Source organism: Pantoea sp. X-Soil-TKNS-1211, from assembly GCF_059730495.1.
In genome coordinates this window covers 4,315,119-4,342,109 of record NZ_AP035953.1, presented here as the reverse complement: position 1 = coordinate 4,342,109, position 26,991 = coordinate 4,315,119, and the positions used below count along the sequence as shown (strand labels likewise).

General features: G+C 52.6%; 21 protein-coding genes, 1 tRNA gene and 3 rRNA genes. 18 read left to right on the top strand and 7 right to left on the bottom strand.

All coding sequences use genetic code 11. The features are described 5' to 3' along the window. Positions 1-92 precede the first annotated feature (92 nt). A complete protein-coding gene (gene kup, locus AC6I8W_RS20510) occupies positions 93-1,961 on the top strand; it encodes a low affinity potassium transporter Kup (RefSeq protein ID WP_497836461.1) in 1,869 nt (622 codons plus the stop codon). Positions 1,962-1,979: 18 nt separating this feature from the next. On the opposite strand, the gene qseC is transcribed toward kup, so the two are convergent. Continuing rightward, positions 1,980-3,311 carry a quorum sensing histidine kinase QseC gene (gene qseC / locus AC6I8W_RS20505; RefSeq protein WP_497836460.1) on the bottom strand — a complete coding sequence of 444 codons (1,332 nt, stop codon included), beginning with the start codon at positions 3,309-3,311 and terminating at the stop codon, positions 1,980-1,982. Continuing rightward, on the bottom strand, positions 3,308-3,970 hold the full coding sequence (qseB, locus tag AC6I8W_RS20500; RefSeq protein WP_497836459.1) for a quorum sensing response regulator transcription factor QseB: 663 nt from the start codon (positions 3,968-3,970) through the stop codon (positions 3,308-3,310). The genes qseC and qseB overlap by 4 nt, the downstream gene beginning before the upstream one ends. Positions 3,971-4,150: 180 nt before the next feature. On the opposite strand from qseB, the gene AC6I8W_RS20495 reads away from it, so the two are divergent. Next, positions 4,151-4,546, top strand: a complete 396-nt coding sequence (locus AC6I8W_RS20495) for a YgiW/YdeI family stress tolerance OB fold protein (protein ID WP_497836458.1) — start codon at positions 4,151-4,153, stop codon at positions 4,544-4,546. 17 nt (positions 4,547-4,563) lie between these two features. Here the strand turns inward: AC6I8W_RS20495 and AC6I8W_RS20490 are convergent, their stop codons facing one another. Then, positions 4,564-5,301 (bottom strand): carbohydrate-binding protein, encoded by a 738-nt coding sequence (locus tag AC6I8W_RS20490; protein ID WP_497836457.1) that lies wholly within the window; start codon positions 5,299-5,301, stop codon positions 4,564-4,566. A gap of 305 nt (positions 5,302-5,606) precedes the next feature. On the opposite strand from AC6I8W_RS20490, the gene rbsD reads away from it, so the two are divergent. The 6 genes from rbsD to rbsR all read left to right on the top strand — a co-directional run bounded on the left by rbsD (position 5,607) and on the right by rbsR (position 11,404). Next, on the top strand, positions 5,607-6,026 hold the full coding sequence (rbsD, locus tag AC6I8W_RS20485; protein ID WP_497836456.1) for a D-ribose pyranase: 420 nt from the start codon (positions 5,607-5,609) through the stop codon (positions 6,024-6,026). Between the two features lie 7 nt (positions 6,027-6,033). Next, positions 6,034-7,542, top strand: coding sequence for a ribose ABC transporter ATP-binding protein RbsA (gene rbsA / locus AC6I8W_RS20480; RefSeq protein ID WP_497836455.1), 1,509 nt, complete (start codon positions 6,034-6,036; stop codon positions 7,540-7,542). Beyond that, positions 7,539-8,510 carry a ribose ABC transporter permease gene (gene rbsC / locus AC6I8W_RS20475; protein ID WP_497836454.1) on the top strand — a complete coding sequence of 324 codons (972 nt, stop codon included), beginning with the start codon at positions 7,539-7,541 and terminating at the stop codon, positions 8,508-8,510. The genes rbsA and rbsC overlap by 4 nt, the downstream gene beginning before the upstream one ends. A 26-nt stretch (positions 8,511-8,536) precedes the next feature. Next, positions 8,537-9,412, top strand: coding sequence for a ribose ABC transporter substrate-binding protein RbsB (gene rbsB / locus AC6I8W_RS20470; protein WP_480366811.1), 876 nt, complete (start codon positions 8,537-8,539; stop codon positions 9,410-9,412). Positions 9,413-9,477: 65 nt separating this feature from the next. Beyond that, positions 9,478-10,407, top strand: a complete 930-nt coding sequence (gene rbsK / locus AC6I8W_RS20465) for a ribokinase (protein ID WP_497836453.1) — start codon at positions 9,478-9,480, stop codon at positions 10,405-10,407. Positions 10,408-10,411: 4 nt separating this feature from the next. Further along, positions 10,412-11,404: a ribose operon transcriptional repressor RbsR gene (rbsR, locus tag AC6I8W_RS20460; protein WP_497836452.1), complete on the top strand. Its 993-nt coding sequence runs from the start codon at positions 10,412-10,414 to the stop codon at positions 11,402-11,404. Here the strand turns inward: rbsR and mdtD are convergent. Then, entirely contained in the window at positions 11,401-12,804 is a 1,404-nt protein-coding gene (mdtD, locus tag AC6I8W_RS20455) for a multidrug transporter subunit MdtD (RefSeq protein ID WP_497836451.1), read from the bottom strand. The genes rbsR and mdtD overlap by 4 nt on opposite strands. Before the next feature lie 529 nt (positions 12,805-13,333). Here mdtD and AC6I8W_RS20450 point away from each other — a divergent pair. The 4 genes from AC6I8W_RS20450 (at position 13,334) to rrf (ending at position 18,423) form a co-directional block, all read left to right on the top strand. Continuing rightward, positions 13,334-14,875: ribosomal RNA gene (locus AC6I8W_RS20450) — 16S ribosomal RNA — on the top strand. A 90-nt stretch (positions 14,876-14,965) separates the two neighbouring features. After that, positions 14,966-15,040, top strand: a tRNA-Glu gene (locus AC6I8W_RS20445). A gap of 214 nt (positions 15,041-15,254) precedes the next feature. After that, a 23S ribosomal RNA gene (locus AC6I8W_RS20440) occupies positions 15,255-18,160 on the top strand. A gap of 147 nt (positions 18,161-18,307) precedes the next feature. Then, positions 18,308-18,423, top strand: a 5S ribosomal RNA gene (gene rrf / locus AC6I8W_RS20435). Together the 16S, 23S and 5S rRNA genes with 1 tRNA gene alongside form the textbook arrangement of a ribosomal RNA operon. A gap of 87 nt (positions 18,424-18,510) precedes the next feature. Here the strand turns inward: rrf and mobB are convergent. Continuing rightward, on the bottom strand, positions 18,511-19,023 hold the full coding sequence (gene mobB / locus AC6I8W_RS20430) for a molybdopterin-guanine dinucleotide biosynthesis protein MobB (protein ID WP_497836450.1): 513 nt from the start codon (positions 19,021-19,023) through the stop codon (positions 18,511-18,513). Next, entirely contained in the window at positions 19,020-19,595 is a 576-nt protein-coding gene (mobA, locus tag AC6I8W_RS20425) for a molybdenum cofactor guanylyltransferase MobA (protein WP_497836449.1), read from the bottom strand. Before mobA ends, mobB begins: the two co-directional genes overlap by 4 nt. 73 nt (positions 19,596-19,668) lie before the next feature. Here mobA and AC6I8W_RS20420 point away from each other — a divergent pair, with 73 nt between their 5' ends. From AC6I8W_RS20420 to spfP, 5 genes are all read left to right on the top strand, one after another. Further along, the gene (locus AC6I8W_RS20420) at positions 19,669-19,944 is read left to right on the top strand and encodes a YihD family protein (protein ID WP_497836448.1); all 276 of its coding nucleotides are present in this window, start codon (positions 19,669-19,671) and stop codon (positions 19,942-19,944) included. Positions 19,945-19,989: 45 nt separating this feature from the next. Continuing rightward, positions 19,990-20,976, top strand: a complete 987-nt coding sequence (locus AC6I8W_RS20415) for a serine/threonine protein kinase (protein WP_497838241.1) — start codon at positions 19,990-19,992, stop codon at positions 20,974-20,976. A gap of 26 nt (positions 20,977-21,002) precedes the next feature. Next, positions 21,003-21,632 (top strand): thiol:disulfide interchange protein DsbA, encoded by a 630-nt coding sequence (dsbA, locus tag AC6I8W_RS20410; RefSeq protein WP_021186430.1) that lies wholly within the window; start codon positions 21,003-21,005, stop codon positions 21,630-21,632. Positions 21,633-21,998: 366 nt separating this feature from the next. Then, positions 21,999-24,785, top strand: a complete 2,787-nt coding sequence (gene polA, locus AC6I8W_RS20405) for a DNA polymerase I (RefSeq protein ID WP_497836447.1) — start codon at positions 21,999-22,001, stop codon at positions 24,783-24,785. A 276-nt stretch (positions 24,786-25,061) separates the two neighbouring features. Continuing rightward, on the top strand, positions 25,062-25,109 hold the full coding sequence (gene spfP, locus AC6I8W_RS20400) for a small protein SpfP (RefSeq protein ID WP_071892919.1): 48 nt from the start codon (positions 25,062-25,064) through the stop codon (positions 25,107-25,109). Between the two features lie 87 nt (positions 25,110-25,196). On the opposite strand, the gene yihA is transcribed toward spfP, so the two are convergent. Beyond that, positions 25,197-25,835, bottom strand: coding sequence for a ribosome biogenesis GTP-binding protein YihA/YsxC (gene yihA, locus AC6I8W_RS20395; protein ID WP_497836446.1), 639 nt, complete (start codon positions 25,833-25,835; stop codon positions 25,197-25,199). Between the two features lie 622 nt (positions 25,836-26,457). Here yihA and yihI point away from each other — a divergent pair. Next, the gene (gene yihI, locus AC6I8W_RS20390) at positions 26,458-26,976 is read left to right on the top strand and encodes a Der GTPase-activating protein YihI (RefSeq protein WP_497836445.1); all 519 of its coding nucleotides are present in this window, start codon (positions 26,458-26,460) and stop codon (positions 26,974-26,976) included. The last annotated feature ends 15 nt before the right edge of the window (positions 26,977-26,991 follow it).

The following is a 26,991-nucleotide window of genomic DNA, read 5'->3' as shown; positions in this document are numbered from 1 at the left end:
TAGGTTTTTTTGGGAATATGTGCATACTGTGCGCTTTTTGATGGCCAGAGCGGTCGGCAACCGCCTGATCGACTCCAACAAAAGATAACTCTATGAGCTCGGAAAACAAGCAGTCCCTTGGCGCAGTCACGCTGGCCGCAATCGGTGTGGTATATGGCGATATTGGCACCAGTCCACTTTATACCTTGCGCGAATGTCTCTCCGGCCAGTTTGGTTTTGGTGTGGAACGCGAAGCGGTATTCGGCTTCCTTTCCCTCATTTTTTGGCTGCTGATTCTGGTGGTGTCGCTGAAATATATCAGCTACGTAATGCGCGCTGATAACGCCGGTGAAGGTGGTATTCTGACGCTGATGTCACTGGCTGGGCGTAATACCGGTGCCAGAGCCACGGCGATTTTGGTGATCATGGGATTGATTGGTGGCAGCTTCTTCTATGGCGAAGTGGTGATCACGCCGGCGATCTCCGTGATGTCGGCGATTGAAGGTCTGGAGATCGCGGCACCTTCACTCGACCCCTGGATTGTTCCCTTGTCGATCACGGTGCTGACGCTGCTGTTTATGATCCAGAAGCATGGCACGGGTATCGTCGGTAAGCTGTTTGCCCCGGTGATGCTGCTGTGGTTTATCGTGCTGGCAGTGCTGGGTGCTAACAGCATCATAAAAAATCCCGAAGTATTACAGGCGCTTAACCCGTCACATGCGGTGAACTTCTTCCTGCATTACAAATCCATCTCCTTCTTTGCTCTCGGGGCCGTGGTGCTGTCAATCACCGGGGTGGAGGCGTTATATGCTGATATGGGGCACTTCGGTAAGTTGCCGATTCGCCTGGCATGGGTCACGGTGGTGCTGCCGTCGTTGGTGCTGAACTATTTTGGTCAGGGGGCGCTGTTGCTGGCACATCCTGAAACCATCAAAAACCCGTTTTTCCTGCTGGCACCGGACTGGGCGTTGATTCCACTGTTGATTCTTGCCACGCTGGCGACGGTGATTGCCTCGCAGGCGGTGATTTCCGGCGTCTTCTCGCTGACGCGTCAGGCGGTACGTCTCGGCTATCTGCCGCCGATGCGCATTATTCATACCTCGGAGATGGAGTCCGGCCAAATCTACGTGCCGGTAATCAACTGGCTGCTCTATTTCGCGGTGCTGATTGTTATCGTCAGCTTTGAACACTCCAGCAACCTCGCGGCGGCATACGGTATCGCGGTTACCGGTACTATGGTGCTGACCACCATTCTTTCCTGCACCGTGGCGATCAAAAACTGGCACTGGAATAAAATTGTCGTCAGTTTGATTCTGGTGGCACTGCTGTGCATTGATGTCTCGCTGTTCTCCGCCAACCTGGTGAAAATCTTCTCCGGCGGTTGGTTGCCGCTATGTCTGGCGCTGGTGATGTTTATCGTTATGACCACCTGGAAAAGCGAGCGTTTCCGCCTGCTGCGTCGGATGCATGAACACGGTAACTCTCTGGAAGCGATGATTGCCTCGCTGGAAAAATCGCCACCAGTGCGAGTGCCGGGCACGGCAGTGTATATGTCGCGCGCGTTGAATGTGATCCCGTTTGCCATGCTGCATAACCTCAAGCACAACAAAGTGTTGCATGAACGTGTGGTGCTGCTGACATTGCGTACTGAAGATGCGCCGTATGTCCATAACGTACGGCGCGTGACGATTGAGCAACTTTCACCGACCTTCTGGCGCGTGGTAGCCAGCTACGGCTGGCGTGAAACGCCCAATGTGGAGGAGATTTTTCATCGCTGCGGGCTGGAAGGGCTGAACTGCCGCATGATGGAAACCTCGTTCTTTATGTCGCATGAATCGCTGATTATTGGCGATCGTCCGTGGTATCTGCGCCTGCGTGGCAAGTTGTTCCTCGCTCTGCAACGCAATGCGCTGCGCGCGCCGGATCAGTTTGAAATCCCCCCTAATCGGGTGATTGAACTGGGAACCCAGGTCGAGATTTAACGCGCCTCTGCGCGTCCGTTACCAGCTTAGCGTGACGCGCAATCCCCCAGTTTCTCGCTGGCTAAAGGCTACGTCGATACCGTGCAGTAGCGCGATATTCTTCACAATCGACAGCCCTAATCCGCTGCCGGTTTGCGTTTGTCCCGGAGGACGCCAGAAACGTTCGCCCAGACGCGTTAACATCTCCTTGCTCACTCCCGGGCCATTATCATCGATGGTCATGGTGCGAGCCGTCAGGCTCACCTTCACCTCGCTGCCGCTCGGGGTATAACGCAGCGCGTTATCCAGCAGATTACGGATCATCAATGCCAGCAGCAGCTGATGACCGTTCATCACCGGTTCGGCTGCTGTATGCAGCTGTAAATCGATATGTTTCTCTTCTGCCTGGGGAAAATGTTCGGCCAGCAAATTTTGTAGCACCGTGGCCAGCGCTATCGGTTGGAATTCGTTGCGCAGATCATCCGCTTCCACTCTTGATAGCGTCAGCAATTGATCCACCAGCCGGGTTGCTCGCAGGATCCCTGCATCCAATTGTTGTAGTGCGCGATTGCGCATCGCGTCATCGTCGTCTGCCAGTTGGATGACTTCACTCTGTACCCGTAACGCCGCCAACGGGCTGCGCAACTCATGGGCGGCATCTGAGGTAAAACGGCGTTCACGCTGCACCAGATCCGCCATGCGGCTGAACAGGTCGTTCAGGGCTTGTACCAGCGGTTGGACTTCTTTTGGCAAGCGTGTCAGCGGGAGCGGTGTGGCATCATCGGCTGCACGTTGCTGGAGTGAGGTGGTGAGGCGTTGCAACGGACGTAGTTCAAACCACACCAGTCCCAGCAACAGCGCCAGCATAAAGGGCAAAGCGATCAGCCACGGCACAATGCTGCTTTGCGCCAGATTGCTGGTCATATCGTCGCGGTAATCCCACTCCTGGCCCACCACCACGCGATAACGTTGATCGGGAGATGTCAGCCACAGCAGACGCCAGCTGTCATCATCATCGTGCAGCTGGCCATTGCGAAAGCCATCGCGCCCGTCATCAAACTGTAAATCGCGACCCTTTTCTCCATCATTGAGCAGCAACGTGCCGTCGTGGCTAAAAATGGCGAAAGCCAGCGCGTCATCATCCTGTTTGCCGCGATGATGGCTCAGTAACGCTTTGTTCTTCGGTAACGTCGCGCTATGCAGCGTCGCCGGGTCGAGTGCCAGCAGGCGTTTGGCGAACAGCATTTGCTGGGTATCAAACAGTTCATTGACAGTTTCGCGTGTCTGATGCCAGGCGCTCAGGCTGGCACTGCCCCAGCACAGTATGATCAGCAGCACAAAACCGAGGGTGAGCCGCAGGAACAGGCTCATTCTGCCGCCCCCAGCGTGTAGCCAACGCCATGGACGGTTCGAATAAACTGGCTGCCGAGTTTTTTACGCAGATGATGGATGTGCACCTCCACGGCATTGCTGGAGACATCGTCATCCCAACTGTAGAGTTTCTCCTCCAACTGGCTGCGCGTCAGCACCTGACCAGGATTACGCAGGAACAGCTCCAGCAGCGCCAGTTCACGGCTTTTCAACGTTATCGGTTCGCCTGCCAGCAACACGCTGTGGCTGGCGGGGGACATCGCCACCTTGCCGTGGCGCAGCTCCGGTTGTAACTGGCCGTGACGCCGACGAATCAGTGCCTCCAGACGCGCCGAGACTTCTGCCAGGGCAAAAGGTTTGCACAGATAATCATCCGCCCCCAGCTGCAAACCCTGAACCCGCTGATCGAGCGCATCGCGTGCCGTGAGGATCAACACCGGCACGTCCTGACCTTGTTGCCGCCAGTGGCGCAGGATATCGAGTCCATCTTTTTCCGGCAGTGACAAATCCAGGATCACCGCATCCCAGGGGGCTGATGCCAGCGCCTGAAACCCGGCTTCACCGGAAACAAACCAGTCCACGCTGAAACCGAGTTTGGTCAGGCCGACTTTCAGGCCGTCACCAATTAAGGTGTCGTCCTCAATCAATAAAATCCGCATGTAAATCCCTCCCTGTATCCTGGTGTTATACGAAGCAGAAGGGTTCATGTACAGGATAAATCGCAGCATTTGACCTTATTTTCACGATTTTTAATAAATTGATCAGCCTTAAGATCCTGTTAAGAACTGTATGTTGAAATAGCCCCTGTATCCCGCACATTCATGGAAAAGAGGTGAAATATGAAAAAGCATGCAGCAATTTTTGCGATCGTCGCGCTGGCAGCCATGCCGGTTCTGGCGGCTCAACAGGGGGGATTTGTTGACCCGAATGCGCCTGCCGCACAAAGTCATGCCGGTGGCTTTCAGCCCGGTAACACTAGCGTTGTGACGGTTAAGCAGGCTGAAGAGATGAAGGACGATAGCTGGATCACCGTGCGTGGTTATCTGGACAAGCAAATTGGTAAAGAGGATTACCTGTTCCGCGATGAGACGGGCACCATGAAGGTCGAAATCGATCACAAACGCTGGGACGGACAAACCATTTCGCCCAAAGATCGCGTTGAGCTGACTGGCGAGCTGGATAAGGATTTCAACGCGATTGAGTTGGACGTGAAACAGATCAGAAAACTACCGTAATCTCTCTAAGAGGCTGCTCAGGTAGCCTCTTCTTCGCCAAGCTCCAGCCAGACTGAATGTTCTCCCGGCGTATTCCCCTGGGTCCAATATGCTGCTTTCCAGGCTTTCCCCTGCCAGGTGACTTTATCCTTAGTGGAATAGGACATCGATTTATTCCATTCACGTAGCTGCTCCGGATCAGCAAACTTCCAACCCGCACCATTAACAGGTTCAGACTGGGTCCATTTTGTCGCAATGTATTTAATACCGGCGAAAGTAACCTTATCTCCTGCCATATACGTGCTTTCTTCACCCCAATCTGGAAATTCAGTGGGTTTAGCTGGATTTTCCGGAACGGATGAATACAGCGGGGAAGTGGCGGTCATGGTCACGCGTTTGGTATCTACGTTGCCATCTTTGTCCGTTACGCTGACTTCATAAACCGCGATACCGGTGTGGTTTGCCGGAACCAGTGCTTTGGCTTTGGCCTGATTAACTTCGGTTCTCCAGCCTCCTCCCGGTTTTTCCTGTAGCCAAAAAACACCTTTCCCTTCCGCCACTTTCCAGCTAAAAGAAACGGCATTCTTACTGGCGGAAGCATCCAGTTCAAACAGGACGGATTCGTCCAATGAACTTGTAACGCTGAAATCAGCTGAGACGATCGCGACAGGCCCGATCGCTTCAACCCTTGGTGTTATGCTCACCTCATCAGCATAAGCGGCAGCCACCAATAAAACGGCGATCAAGCTGGCAAGCGCTTTCATTTTAAAATTCATTAGATTCAATCCTCGATGCCTGCGTGGTTACGCACGACAAATACACATTCCGTTACCTATGAAAAAACTTAACATAAGGACCAGAAGGGAATTTCTTCTGGAAACGCAGGGAGTTTCTCTCATTGATTGAGAAAATTCGGGTGCGGTTGTTTGTAGATGTGTTTTTTGGCCCACCAAACTCAAATATTTTCTGGCACAAGCGAAACGTTTCGATGGCGATCACATTTCCGTGATGCCACCATTGAGTTGCTATACATTTTTTATACACTCCGGTCAGCGAAACGTTTCGCTGTGGAGTGGAAGAAATGAAAAAAGGTCGCTTGTTAAATGCTGAAATCTCTCATGTGATTGCCCGTCTGGGTCACACGGATACGCTGGCGATTGCCGATGCGGGTTTGCCCATTCCTGTGGGACCGCAACGTATCGATCTGGCGCTGACGCCGGGTACACCCGAGTTTTTACAGGTTGTTGCGGTGGTTACCCAGGAGATGCAAGTTGAGAGCGCTCTGATGGCGGAGGAGATTAAGCAGTTCAACCCGCAGCTCCATAGCGCACTGCTCGCCGTGCTCGATGCCTTGCAACGACACCAGGGAAATACCATCGCTATTCGTTACACCAGTCATGAACAGTTCAAACAACAGACTCAGCGTAGTCAGGCGGTCATTCGCAGCGGAGAGTGCTCTCCGTATGCGAATGTCATCCTGAGCGCGGGCGTTACCTTCTGAGGTCGCTATGCAACCGTTATTGCAACTCAAAGGGATTGAAAAGTCGTTTCCCGGTGTGAAAGCGCTGAAAGGCGCATCGCTGGCTGTTTGGCCTGGTCGGGTGATGGCGCTGGTGGGCGAAAATGGTGCCGGTAAATCCACCATGATGAAAGTGCTGACCGGTATTTACAGCATGGATGCCGGATCACTGCACTGGCTCGGCAAAGAAACCACTTTTTCCGGGCCAAAATCATCCCAGGAAGCGGGCATTGGCATCATTCACCAGGAACTCAACCTGATCCCGCAACTGACTGTGGCGGAGAACATCTTCCTGGGACGTGAATTTGTGAACCGTTTTGGCCGCATTGAGTGGAAAAAGATGTATGCCGAGGCGGATGCATTGTTGGCGCGTCTGAACCTGCGTTTTAACAGCCATAAGCTGGTGGGTGATTTGTCGATTGGCGACCAGCAGATGGTGGAGATCGCCAAGGTTCTCAGCTTCCAGTCGCGCGTCATCATCATGGATGAGCCGACGGATGCGCTGACCGACACCGAAACCCTGTCGCTGTTCCGCGTGATTAACGAGTTGAAAGCGCAGGGGTGCGGCATCGTCTATATCTCCCACCGTATGAAAGAGATCTTTGAGATTTGCGATGACGTCACGGTGTTCCGCGACGGGCAGTTTATTGCCGAGCGTCCGGTTAGCGAGCTGAGTGAAGAGAGCCTGATTGAGATGATGGTCGGGCGCAAGCTGGAGGAGCAGTACCCGCATCTTGACCAGACGCCAGGCGCGGTGCGTTTACAGGTGGAAAACCTGAGCGGGCCGGGAGTGCATGACGTCAGCTTTAACCTGCGTAAAGGTGAAATCCTTGGTGTTTCCGGCCTGATGGGCGCGGGACGTACCGAATTGATGAAGTTGTTATATGGCGCACTGCCGCGTAGCGGCGGCAAAGTCACGCTGGACGGCCGCGAAGTGGTGACACATGCACCGCAGGATGGTCTGGCGAATGGCATCGTTTATATCTCCGAAGACCGCAAACGCGATGGTCTGGTGCTGGGGATGTCGGTGAAAGAAAACATGTCACTGACCGCGCTGCGTTACTTCAGCCGCGGTAATGGCAGCCTGAAACACGCGGAAGAACAGCTGGCGGTGGGCGATTTTATCCGCCTGTTCAACGTGAAAACCCCCTCCATGGAGCAGCCGATCGGCCTGCTTTCTGGTGGTAATCAGCAAAAAGTGGCGATTGCCCGCGGGCTAATGACGCGACCAAATGTGTTGATCCTTGATGAGCCGACACGCGGCGTGGATGTTGGCGCGAAAAAAGAGATTTATCAGTTAATTAACCAGTTTAAAGCCGATGGGCTGAGCATCATCCTGGTGTCGTCCGAAATGCCTGAAGTACTGGGTATGAGCGATCGCATTCTGGTGATGCATGAGGGCCATCTGAGTGGCGAATTTACCCGTGAGCAGGCTAGCCAGGAATCCCTGATGGCGGCAGCAGTCGGTAAGCAACACAGCGAGGAGTTAGTTGTATGAGTACCCAAACCTTACCCGCCAGCCGTCGCTGGTTCAGCAAAGCCTGGTTGCTGGAGCAGAAATCGCTGATTGCGCTGATTGTGCTGATTGTCGTGGTTGCCAGCCTCAGCCCGAATTTCTTTACCGTCGCCAACCTGTTCAACATCCTGCAACAGACTTCGGTCAACGCCATTATGGCGGTGGGGATGACGCTGGTGATCCTGACCTCAGGCATCGATCTGTCCGTTGGCTCGCTGCTGGCGCTGACCGGCGCGGTGGCGGCCTCGATTGTTGGTCACGAAGTTAATGCGCTGGTGGCGGTGGCGGCCTCGCTGGCACTGGGTGCGGCGATTGGCGGTATCACCGGCACCATTGTGGCGCGCGGCAAAGTGCAGGCGTTTATCGCGACGCTGGTGATGATGCTGCTGTTGCGTGGCGTCACCATGGTCTACACCGACGGCAGCCCGATTAATACCGGCTTTAGCGATAACGCTGATCTGTTTGGCTGGTTCGGCATTGGCCGTCCGCTGGGGATTCCGACCCCGGTATGGCTGATGGCGGTGGTGTTCGCGCTGGCCTGGTACATGCTGCATCACACGCGTCTGGGACGTTATATCTATGCGCTGGGCGGTAACGAAGCGGCCACGCGTCTGTCGGGTATCAATGTCAACCGCGTCAAAATCATCGTCTATTCACTGTGCGGCATGCTGGCGGCGCTGGCAGGCACTATCGAGGTGGCGCGACTCTCCTCGGCACAGCCAACGGCAGGCACGGGTTATGAACTGGATGCCATCGCTGCCGTGGTACTGGGCGGCACCAGCCTGGCGGGCGGCAAAGGTCGCATCATGGGTACGCTGATCGGGGCATTAATTCTCGGTTTCCTGAACAATGGCCTCAATCTGTTGGGTGTCTCCTCCTACTATCAAATGATTGTAAAAGCAGTAGTAATTCTGCTGGCAGTGCTGGTGGATAACAAAAGCAGTAAATAACTCTGACCTTCACACAGGATGAATTAATGAAAAAGTTAACCGCATTGGCCGTCATTCTTGGCGCCACTCTGAGTGCCAGCGCGATGGCGAAGGATACTATCGCTCTGGTGGTTTCTACCCTGAACAACCCGTTCTTTGTGGCGCTGAAAGATGGCGCACAGAAAGAAGCGGATAAGCTGGGTTATAACCTGGTCGTGCTGGATTCACAGAACAACCCGGCGAAAGAACTGGCGAACGTGCAGGATCTCACCGTGCGTGGCACCAAGCTGATGCTGATCAACCCGACCGACTCTGATGCCGTTGGCAACGCGGTGAAAATGGCAAACCAGGCCAATATTCCGGTGATCACCCTCGACCGCGTGGCGTCACAAGGTACGGTAGTGAGCCATGTGGCATCAGATAACCGCTTTGGCGGCAAAATGGCGGGTGACTTCATTGCGAAGAAACTGGGTGATGGCGCGAAAATCATCGAGTTGCAGGGTATTGCCGGTACTTCCGCCGCGCGTGAACGTGGTGAGGGCTTCAAACAGGCTGCCGATGCACATAAATTCAATATCCTCGCCAGTCAGCCAGCGGATTTTGACCGTACCAAAGGTTTGAACGTAATGCAGAACCTGTTGCAGGCACATCCGGATGTGCAGGCGGTATTCGCACAGAACGACGAAATGGCGCTGGGCGCACTGCGTGCACTGCAAACCGCCGGTAAAACTGACGTGCTGGTGGTGGGTTTTGACGGCACCGCTGACGGTGTAAAAGCAGTAGAAGCAGGTAAACTGACCGCGACGGTTGCACAGATGCCCGACAAGATTGGTATCATCGGTGTAGAGACTGCGGATAAAGTATTGAAAGGTGAAAAAGTGCAGGCGATCAACCCGGTCGATCTGAAACTGGTTACCAAATAACACGCGAAGAAAAGCAGGGCAACGCGCCACCATTGAGGTGGCGCAATTTTGATGGATCACTCCCTATGAGCAAAAGCGCAAAACTGGCCGTACTCGGCAGCATCAATGCCGATCACATCCTTAATCTCGCCCATTTTCCACGTCCGGGCGAAACGGTGATCGGGAAACAGTATCAAATTGCCTTTGGCGGTAAAGGGGCTAATCAGGCGGTAGCCGCCGGACGCGCCGGTGCCGATATCGCCTTTATTGCCTGTGTGGGTGCAGACGACATTGGCGAACGCATCCGTCAGCAATTGCAGCAGGACAGAATTGATACCGCCCCGGTGGAAACCGTGGCGGATGAAGCCACCGGTGTGGCGATGATCTTCGTTAATAGCGAAGGTGAAAACAATATCGGCATCTATTCCGGTGCCAACGCGGCGTTGACGCCTGCCTGTGTTGATCGTCATCAACAGGTGATCGCGGATGCTGATGCGTTGTTGATGCAGCTGGAGTCACCGTTGGAAAGCGTGTTAGCGGCGGCGAAAATCGCCAAAGCGCAGCAGACGCAGGTCATTCTCAATCCGGCTCCTGCGACCCATCTTTCCGATGAACTGTTAGCGCTGATTGATATCATCACGCCGAACGAAACCGAAGCAGAAATTCTCACCGGCATTGCGGTGAAAAGTGATGACGATGCGGCGCGTGCGGCGGCGGTGCTGCATGGCAAAGGTATCCAGACGGTGCTGATTACCCTTGGTCGTCGTGGTGTCTGGTTGAGCGAGCAAGGCGACGGCGTGCGCATTCCTGGGTTTAGCGTACAGGCGGTCGACACCATTGCGGCGGGTGATACCTTTAACGGTGCCTTTATTACCGCCCGTCTGGAAGGTGTATTTATGCATGATGCGGTACGTTTCGCGCATGCGGCAGCGGCCATTGCTGTGACGCGCCCAGGCGCTCAGCCCTCGGTGCCGTGGCGTACCGAGATTGATGCCTTCCTGCAACAACAGGGCTAATCGCTTGGCTACCATGAAAGATGTCGCCCGTCTCGCGGGCGTCTCCACTTCTACCGTTTCGCATGTGATTAACAACAATCGCTTTGTTAGCGAACAGGTGCGCGAAAAGGTGGAGCAGGCCATCCGTTCGCTCAATTACGCTCCTTCTGCTCTCGCGCGCAGCCTGAAAATCAATCAGACACGCACCATAGGCATGCTTCTGACTGCCAGCAATAACCCCTTCTATTCTGAAGTGGTGCGCGGCGTAGAGAACAGTTGTTATGAACGTGGCTACAGCCTGATTCTGTGCAATACCGAAGGCGATGAGGAGCGTATGAACCGCAGCCTGGAAACGTTGCTGCAAAAGCGTGTTGATGGCCTGCTGATCATGTGCACGGAAACACATCTGCCCTCGGCGGATATCCTGAATCGCTACCCGTCAATTCCGATGGTGATGATGGATTGGGCACCTTTTGAAGGTCGCGGCGACATTATTCAGGATAACGCGCTGCTGGGTGGTGAGATGGCCACACAGCATCTGATCGATCGTGGTTATCATCGTATTGCCTGCATTGCCGGGCCACTGGATAAGACCCCAGCGCGATTACGACTGGATGGCTTCCATAAAGCCATGTCTAACAGCGGATTGCCGGTTCTGCCGGGCTATGTGGTTGATGGTGATTTTGAGTTTCAGGGTGGATTTAACGCCATGAACCAACTGTTGACGTTGGATCCGCTGCCGGAAGCGGTGTTTACCAGCAACGATGCGATGGCTGTGGGTGTCTACCACGCGCTGTTTCAGGCCGGGCTGCGTGTGCCGCAGGATATTGCGGTGATGGGGTATGACAATATCGAACTTTCTCGTTATCTGACGCCGCCGTTAAGTACCGTCCATCAACCTAAAGATGAGTTGGGTGAGTTGGCGATTGATACGCTTATTCATCGGATGAGCGACCCCGACGCCAGTCAGCAAACGCTGGTCCTGACGCCGGAGCTGGTGGAGCGTGGTTCGGTCTAAGCACTCTTCTTCTTTTTGTCGCGGTTAGTAATCAAATGGCGACCATCGCCATTACGTAGCAGCATAAAGGTAAATGCGGCCAGCACAGTGATAACGCCCATCGTCAGGAAGGTAGCGTGGAAATGTTGCACCGTGGTGCCGTCAAATTCCTGATAAAAGCGCAGCACGGCGGCACTCACCGCCACCCCAAAGCTGATGGACAGCTGTTGCGTCACGGCCAGTACGCTATTTCCACCGCTGGCGTTCTCATCATTCAGATCCGCCAGGGTGATGGTGTTCATCGCGGTGAACTGTGTCGACATCGCCATTCCCAGCACAAACAACGCCAGCAGCAGCAATGACACACTTCCTCCTGGTGTTTGCAGCGAGAAGGAGGCAATCAGGAAACCGATAATCACCGAAATGCCGACCAGCGTGTGGCGATAACCAAAGCGACGTAAGACTTGGGTAACGGTGGATTTGGCCAGTAACGAGCCAATGGCGGTCGGTCCCATCATGCAACCGGCAATAATCGCCGGATAGCCAAACCCAACCTGTAACATCAACGGCATCAGGAAGGGAATACACCCGGTTCCGAGACGTGAGGCGATATTGCCAATGATTCCGATGGAAAAGGTACGAGTTTTAAACATTGGCAAACTGATCAGCGGTGCCGGATGGCGGCGCGCATGTACTATATAGAGAAGCAATAACAACACCCCCGTGAACAGTACCGCAGTCGCCTGCCAGGGTGACACAATACGTTCGCCGAACAATTCGATACCAATCGATATCAACACCAGCCCGACGCCGAATAATACAAACCCACTGAAGTCGAAACGCCGTTTGGGGGTAGTGAAATCCGGCATGTACTTACGGGCATAAAAGATGCCAAGCAGTCCGATGGGGATGTTAATCAGGAAGATCCAGTGCCAACTGGCATAGGTGACCAGTAAGCCGCCCAGCATAGGTCCCAATATCGGCCCGACCAGGCCAGGCATGGTGACAAAGTTGAGTACCGGCAGCAGTTCACTGCGTGGATAGGCGCGTAGCAGCGCCAGTCGTGCCACGGGCATCATCATCGCGCCGCCAATCCCTTGTACCACGCGCGAGAAAACCAGTAACCCCAGGCTGCCAGACAAGGCGCAGGCCAGTGAACCCAGGGTGAACAGTGATACTGCAAGGATAAAGATTTTGCGTGTGCCAAAGCGATCGGCCAGCCAGCCGCTGACGGGAATTAACATCGCAACGGTCAGTGTATAGCTAATAACGGCGGATTGCATAGCAAGGGGAGAACGTTGGAGGCTGGTGGCGATGGCAGGAAGCGCGGTGTTAAGGATTGTGGCATCGAGCGATTGCATGAAAAATGCCATAGCGGCGATCCAGGGCAAACCGGCCATACTGCGCGCGGAGCGAATCATTTAAAGTCCTTCTTTAATAAAATTCTGTCTGCAGCAGGGGGAAAACTGCGATTGGACCAACAGGATAGCACTTACGTTTGAGGCCATTACGATGATTTGTGCCGAGAGGACAGCTGTTTTGGTTGTTTCGTCATCGTAAAATGCCTGTTTTTAATGCATTCGTATAAAAAAGTAGCGCTCGGTCAATTTTTTGCAATAAACACTTGTCACTCAGGATTATCTCCCTATAATGCGCCTCCACTGACACGGCAAAGCGGCAACGCAGACGGTCAGCGAGGGACGAAGTGATTCATCCCGCCGGAGAAAATCTCTGAAAAAAGAGGTTGACTCTGAAGGAGGAAAGCGTAATATACGCCACCTCGCGACAGACGGTTAACCCGCTGTTCGCACTGCTCTTTAACAATTTGTCAGACAATCTGTGTGGGCACTCGCAGGATTGATATCAAAAGTCTACGGACTTAAAAAATATCAAGTCTCAAGAGTGAACACGTAATTCATTACGAAGTTTAATTCTTTGAGCATCAAACTTAAATTGAAGAGTTTGATCATGGCTCAGATTGAACGCTGGCGGCAGGCCTAACACATGCAAGTCGAACGGTAGCACAGAGGAGCTTGCTCCTCGGGTGACGAGTGGCGGACGGGTGAGTAATGTCTGGGGATCTGCCCGATGGAGGGGGATAACTACTGGAAACGGTAGCTAATACCGCATAACGTCGCAAGACCAAAGTGGGGGACCTTCGGGCCTCACACCATCGGATGAACCCAGATGGGATTAGCTAGTAGGTGGGGTAACGGCTCACCTAGGCGACGATCCCTAGCTGGTCTGAGAGGATGACCAGCCACACTGGAACTGAGACACGGTCCAGACTCCTACGGGAGGCAGCAGTGGGGAATATTGCACAATGGGCGCAAGCCTGATGCAGCCATGCCGCGTGTATGAAGAAGGCCTTCGGGTTGTAAAGTACTTTCAGCGGGGAGGAAGGTGTTGGAGTTAATAGCTTCAGCAATTGACGTTACCCGCAGAAGAAGCACCGGCTAACTCCGTGCCAGCAGCCGCGGTAATACGGAGGGTGCAAGCGTTAATCGGAATTACTGGGCGTAAAGCGCACGCAGGCGGTCTGTCAAGTCGGATGTGAAATCCCCGGGCTTAACCTGGGAACTGCATTCGAAACTGGCAGGCTGGAGTCTTGTAGAGGGGGGTAGAATTCCAGGTGTAGCGGTGAAATGCGTAGAGATCTGGAGGAATACCGGTGGCGAAGGCGGCCCCCTGGACAAAGACTGACGCTCAGGTGCGAAAGCGTGGGGAGCAAACAGGATTAGATACCCTGGTAGTCCACGCTGTAAACGATGTCGACTTGGAGGTTGTGCCCTTGAGGCGTGGCTTCCGGAGCTAACGCGTTAAGTCGACCGCCTGGGGAGTACGGCCGCAAGGTTAAAACTCAAATGAATTGACGGGGGCCCGCACAAGCGGTGGAGCATGTGGTTTAATTCGATGCAACGCGAAGAACCTTACCTGGCCTTGACATCCAGAGAACTTAGCAGAGATGCTTTGGTGCCTTCGGGAACTCTGAGACAGGTGCTGCATGGCTGTCGTCAGCTCGTGTTGTGAAATGTTGGGTTAAGTCCCGCAACGAGCGCAACCCTTATCCTTTGTTGCCAGCGATTCGGTCGGGAACTCAAAGGAGACTGCCGGTGATAAACCGGAGGAAGGTGGGGATGACGTCAAGTCATCATGGCCCTTACGGCCAGGGCTACACACGTGCTACAATGGCGCATACAAAGAGAAGCGATCTCGCGAGAGCAAGCGGACCTCATAAAGTGCGTCGTAGTCCGGATTGGAGTCTGCAACTCGACTCCATGAAGTCGGAATCGCTAGTAATCGTAGATCAGAATGCTACGGTGAATACGTTCCCGGGCCTTGTACACACCGCCCGTCACACCATGGGAGTGGGTTGCAAAAGAAGTAGGTAGCTTAACCTTCGGGAGGGCGCTTACCACTTTGTGATTCATGACTGGGGTGAAGTCGTAACAAGGTAACCGTAGGGGAACCTGCGGTTGGATCACCTCCTTACCTGAAGATACCTTCCTTCGAAGTGCTCACACAGATTGTCTGATGAAAACGTAATGAGCAAGACGGCTGCGAAGTCGTGACACTTCCTGTGTCCCCTTCGTCTAGCGGTTAGGACTCCGCCCTTTCACGGCGGCAACAGGGGTTCGAATCCCCTAGGGGACGCCACTTGCTTGGTGACAGGTGAAAGGTGTCGCTGCTCAGTATCTCAAAACTGGCTTACGAGTCATGTTTGAGATATTTGCTCTTTAACAATCCGGAACAAGCTGAAAATTTGAAACGACACGTTGTTTCATTTCTCCGTAATAAGAAATGAAAGCGATGTGTTCGAGTCTCTCAAATGCTTGCAGTCTGCATGCGTGAAAACGCCTGTGGGTTGTGAGGTTAAGCGACTAAGCGTACACGGTGGATGCCCTGGCAGTCAGAGGCGATGAAGGACGTGCTAATCTGCGTAAAGCGTCGGTAAGGTGATATGAACCGCTACAGCCGACGATGTCCGAATGGGGAAACCCGGTGCACTCTGTGCATCATCGTTAACTGAATACATAGGTTAACGAGGCGAACCGGGGGAACTGAAACATCTAAGTACCCCGAGGAAAAGAAATCAACCGAGATTCCCCCAGTAGCGGCGAGCGAACGGGGAACAGCCCAGAACCTGAATCAGTTTGTGTGTCAGTGGAAGCGTCTGGAAAGTCGCAGGGTACAGGGTGATACTCCCGTACACGAAGATGCACATACTGTGAGTTCGATGAGTAGGGCGGGACACGTGGTATCCTGTCTGAATATGGGGGGACCATCCTCCAAGGCTAAATACTCCTGACTGACCGATAGTGAACCAGTACCGTGAGGGAAAGGCGAAAAGAACCCCGGCGAGGGGAGTGAAACAGAACCTGAAACCGTGTACGTACAAGCAGTGGGAGCATCCTTCGGGGTGTGACTGCGTACCTTTTGTATAATGGGTCAGCGACTTATATTCTGTAGCAAGGTTAACCGTATAGGGGAGCCGCAGGGAAACCGAGTCTTAACCGGGCGTTAAGTTGCAGGGTATAGACCCGAAACCCGGTGATCTAGCCATGGGCAGGTTGAAGGTTGGGTAACACTAACTGGAGGACCGAACCGACTAATGTTGAAAAATTAGCGGATGACTTGTGGCTGGGGGTGAAAGGCCAATCAAACCGGGAGATAGCTGGTTCTCCCCGAAAGCTATTTAGGTAGCGCCTCGTGAATTCATCTCCGGGGGTAGAGCACTGTTTCGGCTAGGGGGCCATCCCGGCTTACCAACCCGATGCAAACTGCGAATACCGGAGAATGTTATCACGGGAGACACACGGCGGGTGCTAACGTCCGTCGTGAAGAGGGAAACAACCCAGACCGCCAGCTAAGGTCCCAAAGTCATGGTTAAGTGGGAAACGATGTGGGAAGGCCCAGACAGCCAGGATGTTGGCTTAGAAGCAGCCATCATTTAAAGAAAGCGTAATAGCTCACTGGTCGAGTCGGCCTGCGCGGAAGATGTAACGGGGCTAAACCATGCACCGAAGCTGCGGCAGCGACACTGTGTGTTGTTGGGTAGGGGAGCGTTCTGTAAGCCGTCGAAGGTGGACTGTGAGGTCTGCTGGAGGTATCAGAAGTGCGAATGCTGACATAAGTAACGATAAAGCGGGTGAAAAGCCCGCTCGCCGGAAGACCAAGGGTTCCTGTCCAACGTTAATCGGGGCAGGGTGAGTCGACCCCTAAGGCGAGGCTGAAAAGCGTAGTCGATGGGAAACAGGTTAATATTCCTGTACTTGGTGTTACTGCGAAGGGGGGACGGAGAAGGCTGGGTTATCCGGGCGACGGTTGTCCCGGTTTAAGCGTGTAGGCTTGCATTCCAGGCAAATCCGGAATGCTTTAAGGCTGAGGCGTGATGACGAGCCACTACGGTGGTGAAGTAACTGATGCCCTGCTTCCAGGAAAAGCCTCTAAGCTCCAGGTAACACGAAATCGTACCCCAAACCGACACAGGTGGTCAGGTAGAGAATACCAAGGCGCTTGAGAGAACTCGGGTGAAGGAACTAGGCAAAATGGTGCCGTAACTTCGGGAGAAGGCACGCTGGCGCGTAGGTGAAGGGACTTGCTCCCGGAGCTGAAGCCAGTCGAAGATACCAGCTGGCTGCAACTGTTTATTAAAAACACAGCACTGTGCAAACACGAAAGTGGACGTATACGGTGTGACGCCTGCCCGGTGCCGGAAGGTTAATTGATGGGGTTATCCGTAAGGAGAAGCTCTTGATCGAAGCCCCGGTAAACGGCGGCCGTAACTATAACGGTCCTAAGGTAGCGAAATTCCTTGTCGGGTAAGTTCCGACCTGCACGAATGGCGTAATGATGGCCAGGCTGTCTCCACCCGAGACTCAGTGAAATTGAAATCGCTGTGAAGATGCAGTGTACCCGCGGCAAGACGGAAAGACCCCGTGAACCTTTACTATAGCTTGACACTGAACATTGAGCCTTGATGTGTAGGATAGGTGGGAGGCTTTGAAGCGTGGACGCCAGTCTGCGTGGAGCCGACCTTGAAATACCACCCTTTAATGTTTGATGTTCTAACGTAGGCCCGTAATCCGGGCTGCGGACAGTGTCTGGTGGGTAGTTTGACTGGGGCGGTCTCCTCCCAAAGTGTAACGGAGGAGCACGAAGGTTGGCTAATCCTGGTCGGACATCAGGAGGTTAGTGCAATGGCATAAGCCAGCTTGACTGCGAGAGTGACGGCTCGAGCAGGTGCGAAAGCAGGTCATAGTGATCCGGTGGTTCTGAATGGAAGGGCCATCGCTCAACGGATAAAAGGTACTCCGGGGATAACAGGCTGATACCGCCCAAGAGTTCATATCGACGGCGGTGTTTGGCACCTCGATGTCGGCTCATCACATCCTGGGGCTGAAGTAGGTCCCAAGGGTACGGCTGTTCGCCGTTTAAAGTGGTACGCGAGCTGGGTTTAGAACGTCGTGAGACAGTTCGGTCCCTATCTGCCGTGGGCGCTGGAGAATTGAGGGGGGTTGCTCCTAGTACGAGAGGACCGGAGTGAACGCACCACTGGTGTTCGGGTTGTCATGCCAATGGCATTGCCCGGTAGCTAAGTGCGGAAAAGATAAGTGCTGAAAGCATCTAAGCACGAAACTTGCCCCGAGATGAGTTCTCCCTGACCCCTTGAGGGTCCTGAAGGGACGTTGAAGACGACGACGTTGATAGGCCGGATGTGTAAGTGCAGCGATGCATTGAGCTAACCGGTACTAATGACCCGTGAGGCTTAACCTTACAACGCCAGAGGCGTTTTGGTAGAGAGACGCGAAGAATTTTCAGCCTTGTTCGACCGGATTAAGTTGTGTCCTGCGGATTCAGGTCCGAAGGATTTTGCGCTGAAGCAAGGCGGCAAAAGACACAGGACAGAGCACAAAGAATTTGCCTGGCGGCTGTAGCGCGGTGGTCCCACCTGACCCCATGCCGAACTCAGAAGTGAAACGCCGTAGCGCCGATGGTAGTGTGGGGTCTCCCCATGCGAGAGTAGGGAACTGCCAGGCATCAAACAAGTGAAGAAACCCTGAACGAAAGTTCAGGGTTTTTTTACGTGTGTAAATCGCGTCGCTACGACGCCTGTCAGGAAAAAATCACGAATTTTTCTGTGAAAAACACCATGCAGCAATAAAATCGGCAACCTGCTGTGGGTGATTAATATCCAGCGTTGGCACCCGCAATGCCAAATCCACATCACTGGCGACCGCAATAACATTTCCATCGAGTAAATCGGTAATATCCCCCTTCATACCAGCACGCCACAGCACGATCTTCGCAGCCGGTTCGTCCTTAAATCCCTCAACCAGTACCAAATCCAGCGAAGAACTGTCCATACGAGCAGCCAACTGATGCAAATTTAATGGTTCATCGGGTGTCTCGCACATCAACGCCCAGCGTTGATTACTGGCAACGATCACCTGATCCGCTCCCGCTTTTCGCAGCAGGTAGCTATCTTTTCCCGGCGTATCAACATCCATATGATGATGTGTATGCTTAATCAACCCTGGACGGATCCCTTGCGCTTTCAGTAATGGAATCACTCTCTCCAGCAAGGTTGTTTTACCGGTTCCGCTCCAGGCGGCAATCGCCAGTAAAGGCACAGTCATAACGGTCTTTCCTCATCACGTAAGTCATCCGGTGTATTGATATTACGAAATGCTGATTCAGGATCGCCAAAGGTCACAGCATGGCCGCCACTTTCCCGCAAAAACTGCATCAAACGTCGCTCTCCGCTTAACAGGCAGGCTTCGAGATCATCTGCTAAAGATCGATTCACTAATGCCAGTGCTGGATGATCGCGTAAAGATGATTTCACCCATACAGCAGGAGCATCTGTTTTGTTTTGCCATAAGCGCTCAACGAAATCTTCAGGGATCCATGGCGTATCGCAGGCACAGAAAGCCACCCATTCAGACGGGCTGTGACGTAAACCACTCAACATTCCCGCCAGAGGGCCGGGATAATCCGGCAGAGAATCGCAGACCACCTGACAACCGCTTAACTGATAACGATCAATGTTGCGGTTGGCGCTTATCAACACAATATTGACCTGTGGCCGAAAACGGCGCAGAACGTGTTGATAAAGGGGTTCACCTTGCAACAGAAGCAGACCCTTATCTTCATACCCCATACGGCGTCCCTGGCCGCCAGCCAGAATCACGCCGGTTAATGCTGTCATCTACGTCTCCCTTATCTATAGTGGACGATACTTACAGGTTGGCTGCCTGACACCTGCATATGAGGAATAATTGATGAAATATCACCGTCTCAACGAACTACTCGAACTCCTGCAACCAGCATGGCAGAAGGAGTCTGACCTTAACCTATTGGCATTTTTACAAAAATTGGCGCAGGAAGCAGGCTTCAGTGGCCCATTAAGTGAATTAACCGACGACATATTGATTTACCATCTCAAAATGCGAGATGCAGACGGTGATGCAGAGATTCCAGGTCTGAAAAAAGATTATGAAGTGGACTTCAAAACCGCGCTATTACGTGCACGCGGTGTGATTAAGGATGATGAGTAGTGCTATCCTTGCGCATCAAAGCAAAGGTAACACACAGGCCACATGATGAGCGAAGCCACCTTTAATTTTCAGACCTTGAACCCCGATGTGATCCTGGATGCACTCTGGGAAGCGGGTCTGCGCGTAGAATCTGGCTTAACCGCCCTCAACAGCTATGAAAACCGCGTTTATCAATTCAGCGATGATGAGAAACGCCGCTATGTCGTGAAGTTTTATCGTCCGCAGCGCTGGAGCGCGGGTCAAATTCTGGAAGAACACCAGTTTACCCACGACTTACTGAATGATGAAGTGCCGGTTGCTGCACCTCTGGTGTTACAGGGAACGACCCTGAACAGCCATGCCGGGTTTATGTTTGCGGTATTTCCCAGTCTGGGCGGGCGGCAGTACGAAACCGATAATGAAGAACAGATGGAGTGGGTTGGCCGTTTTCTGGGGCGAATCCATCAAACTGGTCGTCAAAAAAACTTCCAGCTACGGCCAACCATTGGACTGGATGAATATATTTCACAGCCACGTCAACAATTGGAGCAAAGTATCCTGGTGCCGGATGCGCTCAAAGCACAACTGATGGCGGCAATAGATAAATTGAGCCACACGTTGCATCAGGTATGGCACACGCGCTGGCAGCCGCTGCGATTACACGGTGACTGCCATCCCGGTAACATTCTGTGGCGTGATGGCCCGATGTTTGTCGATCTTGATGATGCACGCACCGGACCGGCTGTGCAGGATCTGTGGATGCTGGTGAATGGCGATCCCCAGGAACAGCTTATCCAGTGGGATATTTTACTGGAGGCTTACAATGAATTCAGTGATTTCGATTTACATGAATTGTCACTGATTGAGCCTTTACGCGCGATGCGCATGGTTTATTATTTAGCCTGGGTCGTGCGTCGCTGGCAGGATCCTGCATTTCCACGCGCCTTTCCGTGGATGACCGATGAAGATTTTTGGCGTCGGCAAATTGCCCTTTTTACCGAGCAGGAGAAGCTGTTACACGAACCGCCGTTGCAGCTTAGCCCGCAATTTTAATGAAGCAGTCAGGAGAATTTTTCACGATGAAAAAGATTTGGTTCGCGCTGGTAGGTTTAATGCTGGCATTTAGCGCCTCCGCGGCACAATTTACCGATGGTAAGCAGTATGTCACACTGCCGAAACCCATCGCTGGTGAACCGCAGGTAATGGAGTTTTTCTCTTTCTTCTGCCCGCATTGCTATCAGTTTGAACGCGTTTATCACGTCAGCGATGCCGTGAAAAAGAATCTGCCTGCTAATACCAAAGTGACCAAATATCACGTTGATTTCCTTGGTGGTGACTTCGGCCCGGTCGTGACGCATGCGTGGGCCGTGGCAATGGCATTGGGTGTCGAGGATAAAGTAACGGCACCGATCTTTGATGGGATTCAGAAAACCCAGACGGTCACAGATGCTGCCAGCCTGAAAGATACTTTTATTAAGGCTGCGGGCATTACCTCAGAAGATTACGATGCGGCATGGAACAGCTTTGCGGTGAAAGCGCTGGTTGCACAGCAGCAGAAAGCCGCTTCTGATGTGAATCTTCAGGGTGTACCGGCAATGTTTATCAATGGCAAATACATGGTAAACAACGGCGGTCTCGACACCAGTTCTATGGATAATTTCGTGGCGGATTACGCCAACGTTGTGAAATTCCTCGTCGAGAAAAACTAATTTAAGCAGTAAAAAACGCCGGCGATGTCGGCGTTTTCAATTCACCCACCTCTCTTTTTTCGTCTTCCTGCTGTAAACCTTGTGGTTAATATCCACATGGGCGATCATCTTTTCAAAAAGATGCCAGACATCACAAACTTAATAACCATATGAAAAATATATTTTTTTATATGTACTTCATGACGAAGTGATGGAAATAACAATACGTTATGAAATTTACGCACAAAGTTATCCACAATAAGATCCCTGCGATCCACCCCGAGGAATGAGGAAAAAGCATCACATCACCTGCCGCAAATTCAACATTCGCCTCTGGTTATGGCATCCTTATACATCTCTTAATCGCAACGAAGAAAAATCAAACTTATGGCGCACATTGCAGAAAATCCCCTGATTCTGGTAGACGGATCCTCCTATCTCTACCGTGCATATCATGCCTTTCCGCCCCTGACCAATAGCGCAGGCGAGCCAACTGGCGCCATGTATGGTGTTCTCAACATGTTGAAAAGCCTGTTGATGCAGTATCAACCCAGCCATGTTGCTGTGGTCTTCGATGCGAAAGGGAAAACATTCCGCGATGAGTTATTCGAGCACTACAAGTCACATCGCCCACCGATGCCTGACGATCTACGTGCGCAGATCGAACCGCTCCATGAAATGGTTAAAGCGATGGGCTTGCCGCTGCTGGCGGTAACTGGTGTTGAGGCGGATGACGTCATCGGCACGCTGGCGCTACAAGCAGAAAAGCAAGGGCGCGCAGTCCTGATCAGCACCGGTGATAAAGATATGGCCCAATTGGTCACCCCGGGTATCACGCTGATCAACACCATGACGAATACGGTGCTCGGGCCGGAAGAAGTTGAACAGAAATATGGCGTGCCGCCTGCACTGATTATCGATTTTCTCGCCATGATGGGGGACAGCTCGGACAACATTCCTGGTGTACCTGGCGTGGGTGAAAAGACGGCGCAGGCATTGTTGCAAGGGCTGGGTGGTATGCAGTCGATTTATGACAACCTGGAAAAAGTGGCGGATTTGTCATTCCGTGGCGCCAAAACAATGGCGGCAAAACTGGAACAAAACCGGGATGTGGCATTCCTTTCCTATCAGCTGGCAACCATTAAAACCGACGTAGAACTCGAACTCGGCTGCGAGCAATTGACGGTCAATGAACCGGATGCCGCTGTCCTGCAAACGCTATTCAGCCGCTATGAATTCAAGCGCTGGCTGGTCGATCTGCAAGAAGGAAAATGGTTGCAGGGCAAAAAGGGCAACGCACAGGCACCGCAAGCATTGCCGGATCAGCCTGCGGAAAAAGCAGAAACGATGAGCGTGTTGTCATCCGAAGGTTACGTCACCATTCTTGATCAAGACACCTTTACTGGCTGGCTGGATAAGCTGCAGAAAAGCGATCTGTTTGCCTTCGATCTGGAAACCGATTCACTGGATACGCTGAGCGCCAACATTGTGGGCATTGCCTTCGCTGTGGCACCCGGTGAAGCGGCTTATCTGCCGGTAGCACATGATTATCTGGATGCTCCCGATCAACTGGATCGCGCGGTAGTGCTGGCACAGTTGAAACCGTTGCTGGAAGACAGCAAGGTCGCAAAAGTCGGGCAAAATCTCAAATACGATCGCGGCGTTCTGAAGAACTACGACATTGAGCTGAACGGTATCAAGTACGACACCATGCTGGAGTCATATTGTCTGAACAGCGTGGGTGGTAAGCATGATATGGACAGCCTTGCAGCGCGCTGGCTGAACCACAAAACGGTCACCTTTGAAGAGATTGCCGGGAAAGGCAAAAATCAGCTGACCTTTAACCAGGTTGCCATCGAGCAGGCTGGGCATTACGCGGCGGAAGATGCGGATGTCACCTTGCAGCTGCATCTGAAGATGTGGCCGGAGCTGGAGAAAGAAGCGGGTCCGAAAAAAATCTTCACAGAGATTGAGATGCCGCTGCTGAAGGTGATCTCCCGTGTCGAGCGTAACGGCGTGTTGATTGATCAGAATATCCTGGCGAAGCACTCTCAGGAATTGACGACGCGTCTGGCCGAACTGGAGCAGCAAGCACACGAGCTGGCGGGTGAGCCGTTCAACCTGTCCTCGACCAAACAGCTGCAAACCATTTTGTTCGAAAAACAGGGTATCAAGCCGACGAAGAAAACCCCGGGTGGTGCACCATCGACCAGTGAAGAAGTACTGGCGGAACTGGCACTGGATTATCCCTTACCGAAGGTGATTCTGGAGCATCGTGGTTTGTCGAAGCTGAAATCGACTTACACCGATAAACTGCCGCTGATGATCAACCCGGTTACCGGGCGCGTGCATACCTCATACCATCAGGCGGTAACCGCAACCGGTCGTCTGTCATCCACCGATCCCAACTTGCAGAATATCCCGGTACGTAATGACGAGGGACGCCGTATTCGCCAGGCGTTTATTGCCGGACCAGATAAGCGTATTGTCGCGGCTGACTACTCGCAGATTGAGCTGCGAATTATGGCGCATCTGTCGCAGGATAAAGGACTGCTGGATGCGTTTGCGCAAGGGGCAGACATTCACCGTGCGACAGCATCAGAAGTGTTTGGCGTAGCGCTGAGCAAGGTTTCCGGTGAACAGCGTCGCAGCGCGAAAGCGATCAACTTTGGTCTGATTTACGGGATGAGTGCATTTGGCTTGTCGCGGCAGTTGAATATCGGTGCCGGTGAAGCGAAAAAGTATATGGATCTTTACTTCGAACGTTATCCGGGCGTATTGCGTTATATGGAAGAGACACGTGAGCAGGCGGCTGCGAAGGGCTATGTTGAGACGCTGGATGGTCGTCGTTTATGGCTGCCGGATATCACATCCAGCAACGCCATTCGCCGCAAGGCAGCAGAGCGCGCGGCCATCAACGCCCCGATGCAGGGAACCGCAGCGGATATCATCAAGCGTGCGATGATTGCGGTTGATGGGTGGCTGCTGGAGCAAACGGACGACAAGGTTAAAATGATTATGCAGGTACACGATGAATTGGTATTTGAGATTCAACAGGATGCAGTGGCCAGCGCCAGTGACAAGATCCGTCAATTGATGGAGGGGAGTATGAAGCTGGATGTCCCGTTGCAGGTTGAGGTCGGGACCGGCGAAAACTGGGACCAGGCGCACTAAGCCAGACACCTTAAGCGGCGAAAAGCCGCTTATGACAATGTCATAAGAAAAAAGTTTACTTAATCGGTTCAGCAAGACGTTAAAGCCGTCTGTAAAATGCGCGTTTTGTAACTGCTTAACGTCTAAGCATTTTTTTGGTAATTAAACTACATTGGATACGCGGTTTTGTGACGAACCTGGTAAAAAAGATGTCGATTCCTGAAACTAAACAACAAAAAACCCTTTGTGGGTCAGGAAAAATCAGGTAAAGTTTCTCGCGTAGGGTACAGAGGTAAGATGTTCTATCTTTCAGACCTTTTACTTCACGTAATCGGATTTGGCTGAATATTAGCCGCCCCAGTCATTTATGACTGGGGCGTTTTTTATTGGGCTTTTTCTGAAAATGCGGGTGGTTATACCCGCTGAGACGCGTTATGCCGAGGGGAGGTTGTCATCTTCCTGTGCCGGTTCCAACTCGCTGAACCAGCTATCCAGTTTTTGGCGCAGTTTATCGACGCCAAGCTTCTTCAGCGAAGAGAACATTTCAACCTGTACATCCCCCTGAAAAGCCAGCGACGCTTCACGTACCATATTTAGCTGAGCTTTACGCGCGCCGGAGGCCAGTTTGTCAGCTTTGGTCAATAGCACCATAACTGGGATCTGACTCTGAACCGCCCATTCAATCATCTGCTGGTCGAGATCTTTCAGCGGGTGACGGATATCCATCAGCACCACCAACCCTTTCAATGCCTGGCGTTTTTGCAGATATTCACCCAGCGCTCGTTGCCATTTACGCTTCATCTCTTCAGGGACTTCTGCGTAACCATAACCGGGTAAATCCACCAGACGTTTACCTTCAGCTACCTCAAACAGGTTAATTAGCTGGGTGCGGCCCGGTGTTTTACTGGTACGCGCCAGGCTTTTCTGGTTAGTCAGGGTATTCAGCGCACTGGATTTGCCTGCATTCGAGCGACCGGCAAAGGCAACTTCGATGCCTGTATCAGAAGGCAAGTGGCGAATATCCGGGGCACTGAGAACGAAATGGGTGATGTGATAGTTCAAAGCAGACAAAGTAAAACTCCGGCAAAGTGATTCATGCAATTGCGCAGAGTATACCTGTTATGGCGCAAAAGTGCCCGATGGCGTCTTTGCGCGCCATCTTGTAAGAGATGTGCGATAAGTGCTGCCAGTTATTAACGCTTCCTGTTACTTTCCTATGATTATTTATCAAATAAATTCAATGTTTTAATAAAAAACATGGCATTTTCACCATAAATAAGAGAAGCGTCTTACTTGTTCATTTTACCTATTGGTCTACATTTGGTGTCTGTGCAAGGCTGCACGCATCGAAGGATGTGCTCAGGAGCGTCAAGGGGGACGAAGAGCAGGCAGGAATGCGATTCAGGAACGAATCGGACAGGGACAGGGAAATTCGCAGGAGCGATTTGGCGAGGGAAAAACCGGGACGTTGTGAGCCATTAATGGATTTATCTCGTGTTTCCTTCGTATGAAGGTGCGAAATAAGGCGACAGCATAAGCTGTCGCCTTTTTTCTTTGTCTGCTTTCTGCTAGATTTCGCCGCAATTCTATACCTTAAATCATTTGGGCTGCGGGAAGGCGAAAAGCGCACTCACCTCACCAGTCCGTAATATGACGGGTATATACTGATTAAAAATTGCCGAGACCCAACACCATGAAGCAACCTGCACAATCCCCACGCGGCAAACCCGCCGCAAAAGCGAAACGTAAATCGCGTGAAGAATTGAATCTCGAAGCGCGCGACCGTAAACGTGATAAAAAACACCGTGGCCATGCTGCGGGCAGCCGTGCACATCCGGAAAAGCAGACCACAGGGAAAGGTCAGGCCAAAAATGCCCAGGATCCACGCCTTGGCAGCAAAAAACCGATCGCCTTAGTAGCCGAAGAACAGATATCCGTGGTGAAAAAATCGGCTCCTAAACCGAAAGCGGAAAAAGTTCGTCTTACTCCGCAGGAAGAGCTGGCAAAGCTGGAAAATGATGAACGTCTGGATACGCTACTGGATCGCCTGGAAAACGGCGAGACCCTGAGCGGCGAAGAACAGGCCTGGTTGGACGAAACCCTGGATCGCATTGACGAACTGATGGAAACGCTTGGCATCGCGCTGGATGATGACGCTGACGATGATGAACAGGCGGAAGAAGACATGATGCGCCTGCTGAAGGGCAAATAAGGGCTTTTTTGATCG

Bases quoted from the DNA above. Each gene is read 5' to 3' on its own strand.
- yihI (WP_497836445.1), top strand. From the start codon at position 26,458: ATGAAGCAACCTGCACAATCCCCACGCGGCAAACCCGCCGCAAAAGCG.
- AC6I8W_RS20490 (WP_497836457.1), bottom strand. From the start codon at position 5,301: ATGAATTTTAAAATGAAAGCGCTTGCCAGCTTGATCGCCGTTTTATTG.
- mdtD (WP_497836451.1), bottom strand. From the start codon at position 12,804: ATGATTCGCTCCGCGCGCAGTATGGCCGGTTTGCCCTGGATCGCCGCT.
- AC6I8W_RS20495 (WP_497836458.1), top strand. From the start codon at position 4,151: ATGAAAAAGCATGCAGCAATTTTTGCGATCGTCGCGCTGGCAGCCATG.
- rbsK (WP_497836453.1), top strand. From the start codon at position 9,478: ATGAGCAAAAGCGCAAAACTGGCCGTACTCGGCAGCATCAATGCCGAT.
- mobA (WP_497836449.1), bottom strand. From the start codon at position 19,595: ATGACAGCATTAACCGGCGTGATTCTGGCTGGCGGCCAGGGACGCCGT.
- dsbA (WP_021186430.1), top strand. From the start codon at position 21,003: ATGAAAAAGATTTGGTTCGCGCTGGTAGGTTTAATGCTGGCATTTAGC.
- mobB (WP_497836450.1), bottom strand. From the start codon at position 19,023: ATGACTGTGCCTTTACTGGCGATTGCCGCCTGGAGCGGAACCGGTAAA.
- rbsC (WP_497836454.1), top strand. From the start codon at position 7,539: ATGAGTACCCAAACCTTACCCGCCAGCCGTCGCTGGTTCAGCAAAGCC.
- kup (WP_497836461.1), top strand. From the start codon at position 93: ATGAGCTCGGAAAACAAGCAGTCCCTTGGCGCAGTCACGCTGGCCGCA.
- AC6I8W_RS20415 (WP_497838241.1), top strand. From the start codon at position 19,990: ATGAGCGAAGCCACCTTTAATTTTCAGACCTTGAACCCCGATGTGATC.
- qseC (WP_497836460.1), bottom strand. From the start codon at position 3,311: ATGAGCCTGTTCCTGCGGCTCACCCTCGGTTTTGTGCTGCTGATCATA.
- polA (WP_497836447.1), top strand. From the start codon at position 21,999: ATGGCGCACATTGCAGAAAATCCCCTGATTCTGGTAGACGGATCCTCC.
- rbsB (WP_480366811.1), top strand. From the start codon at position 8,537: ATGAAAAAGTTAACCGCATTGGCCGTCATTCTTGGCGCCACTCTGAGT.
- rbsD (WP_497836456.1), top strand. From the start codon at position 5,607: ATGAAAAAAGGTCGCTTGTTAAATGCTGAAATCTCTCATGTGATTGCC.
- AC6I8W_RS20420 (WP_497836448.1), top strand. From the start codon at position 19,669: ATGAAATATCACCGTCTCAACGAACTACTCGAACTCCTGCAACCAGCA.
- rbsA (WP_497836455.1), top strand. From the start codon at position 6,034: ATGCAACCGTTATTGCAACTCAAAGGGATTGAAAAGTCGTTTCCCGGT.
- qseB (WP_497836459.1), bottom strand. From the start codon at position 3,970: ATGCGGATTTTATTGATTGAGGACGACACCTTAATTGGTGACGGCCTG.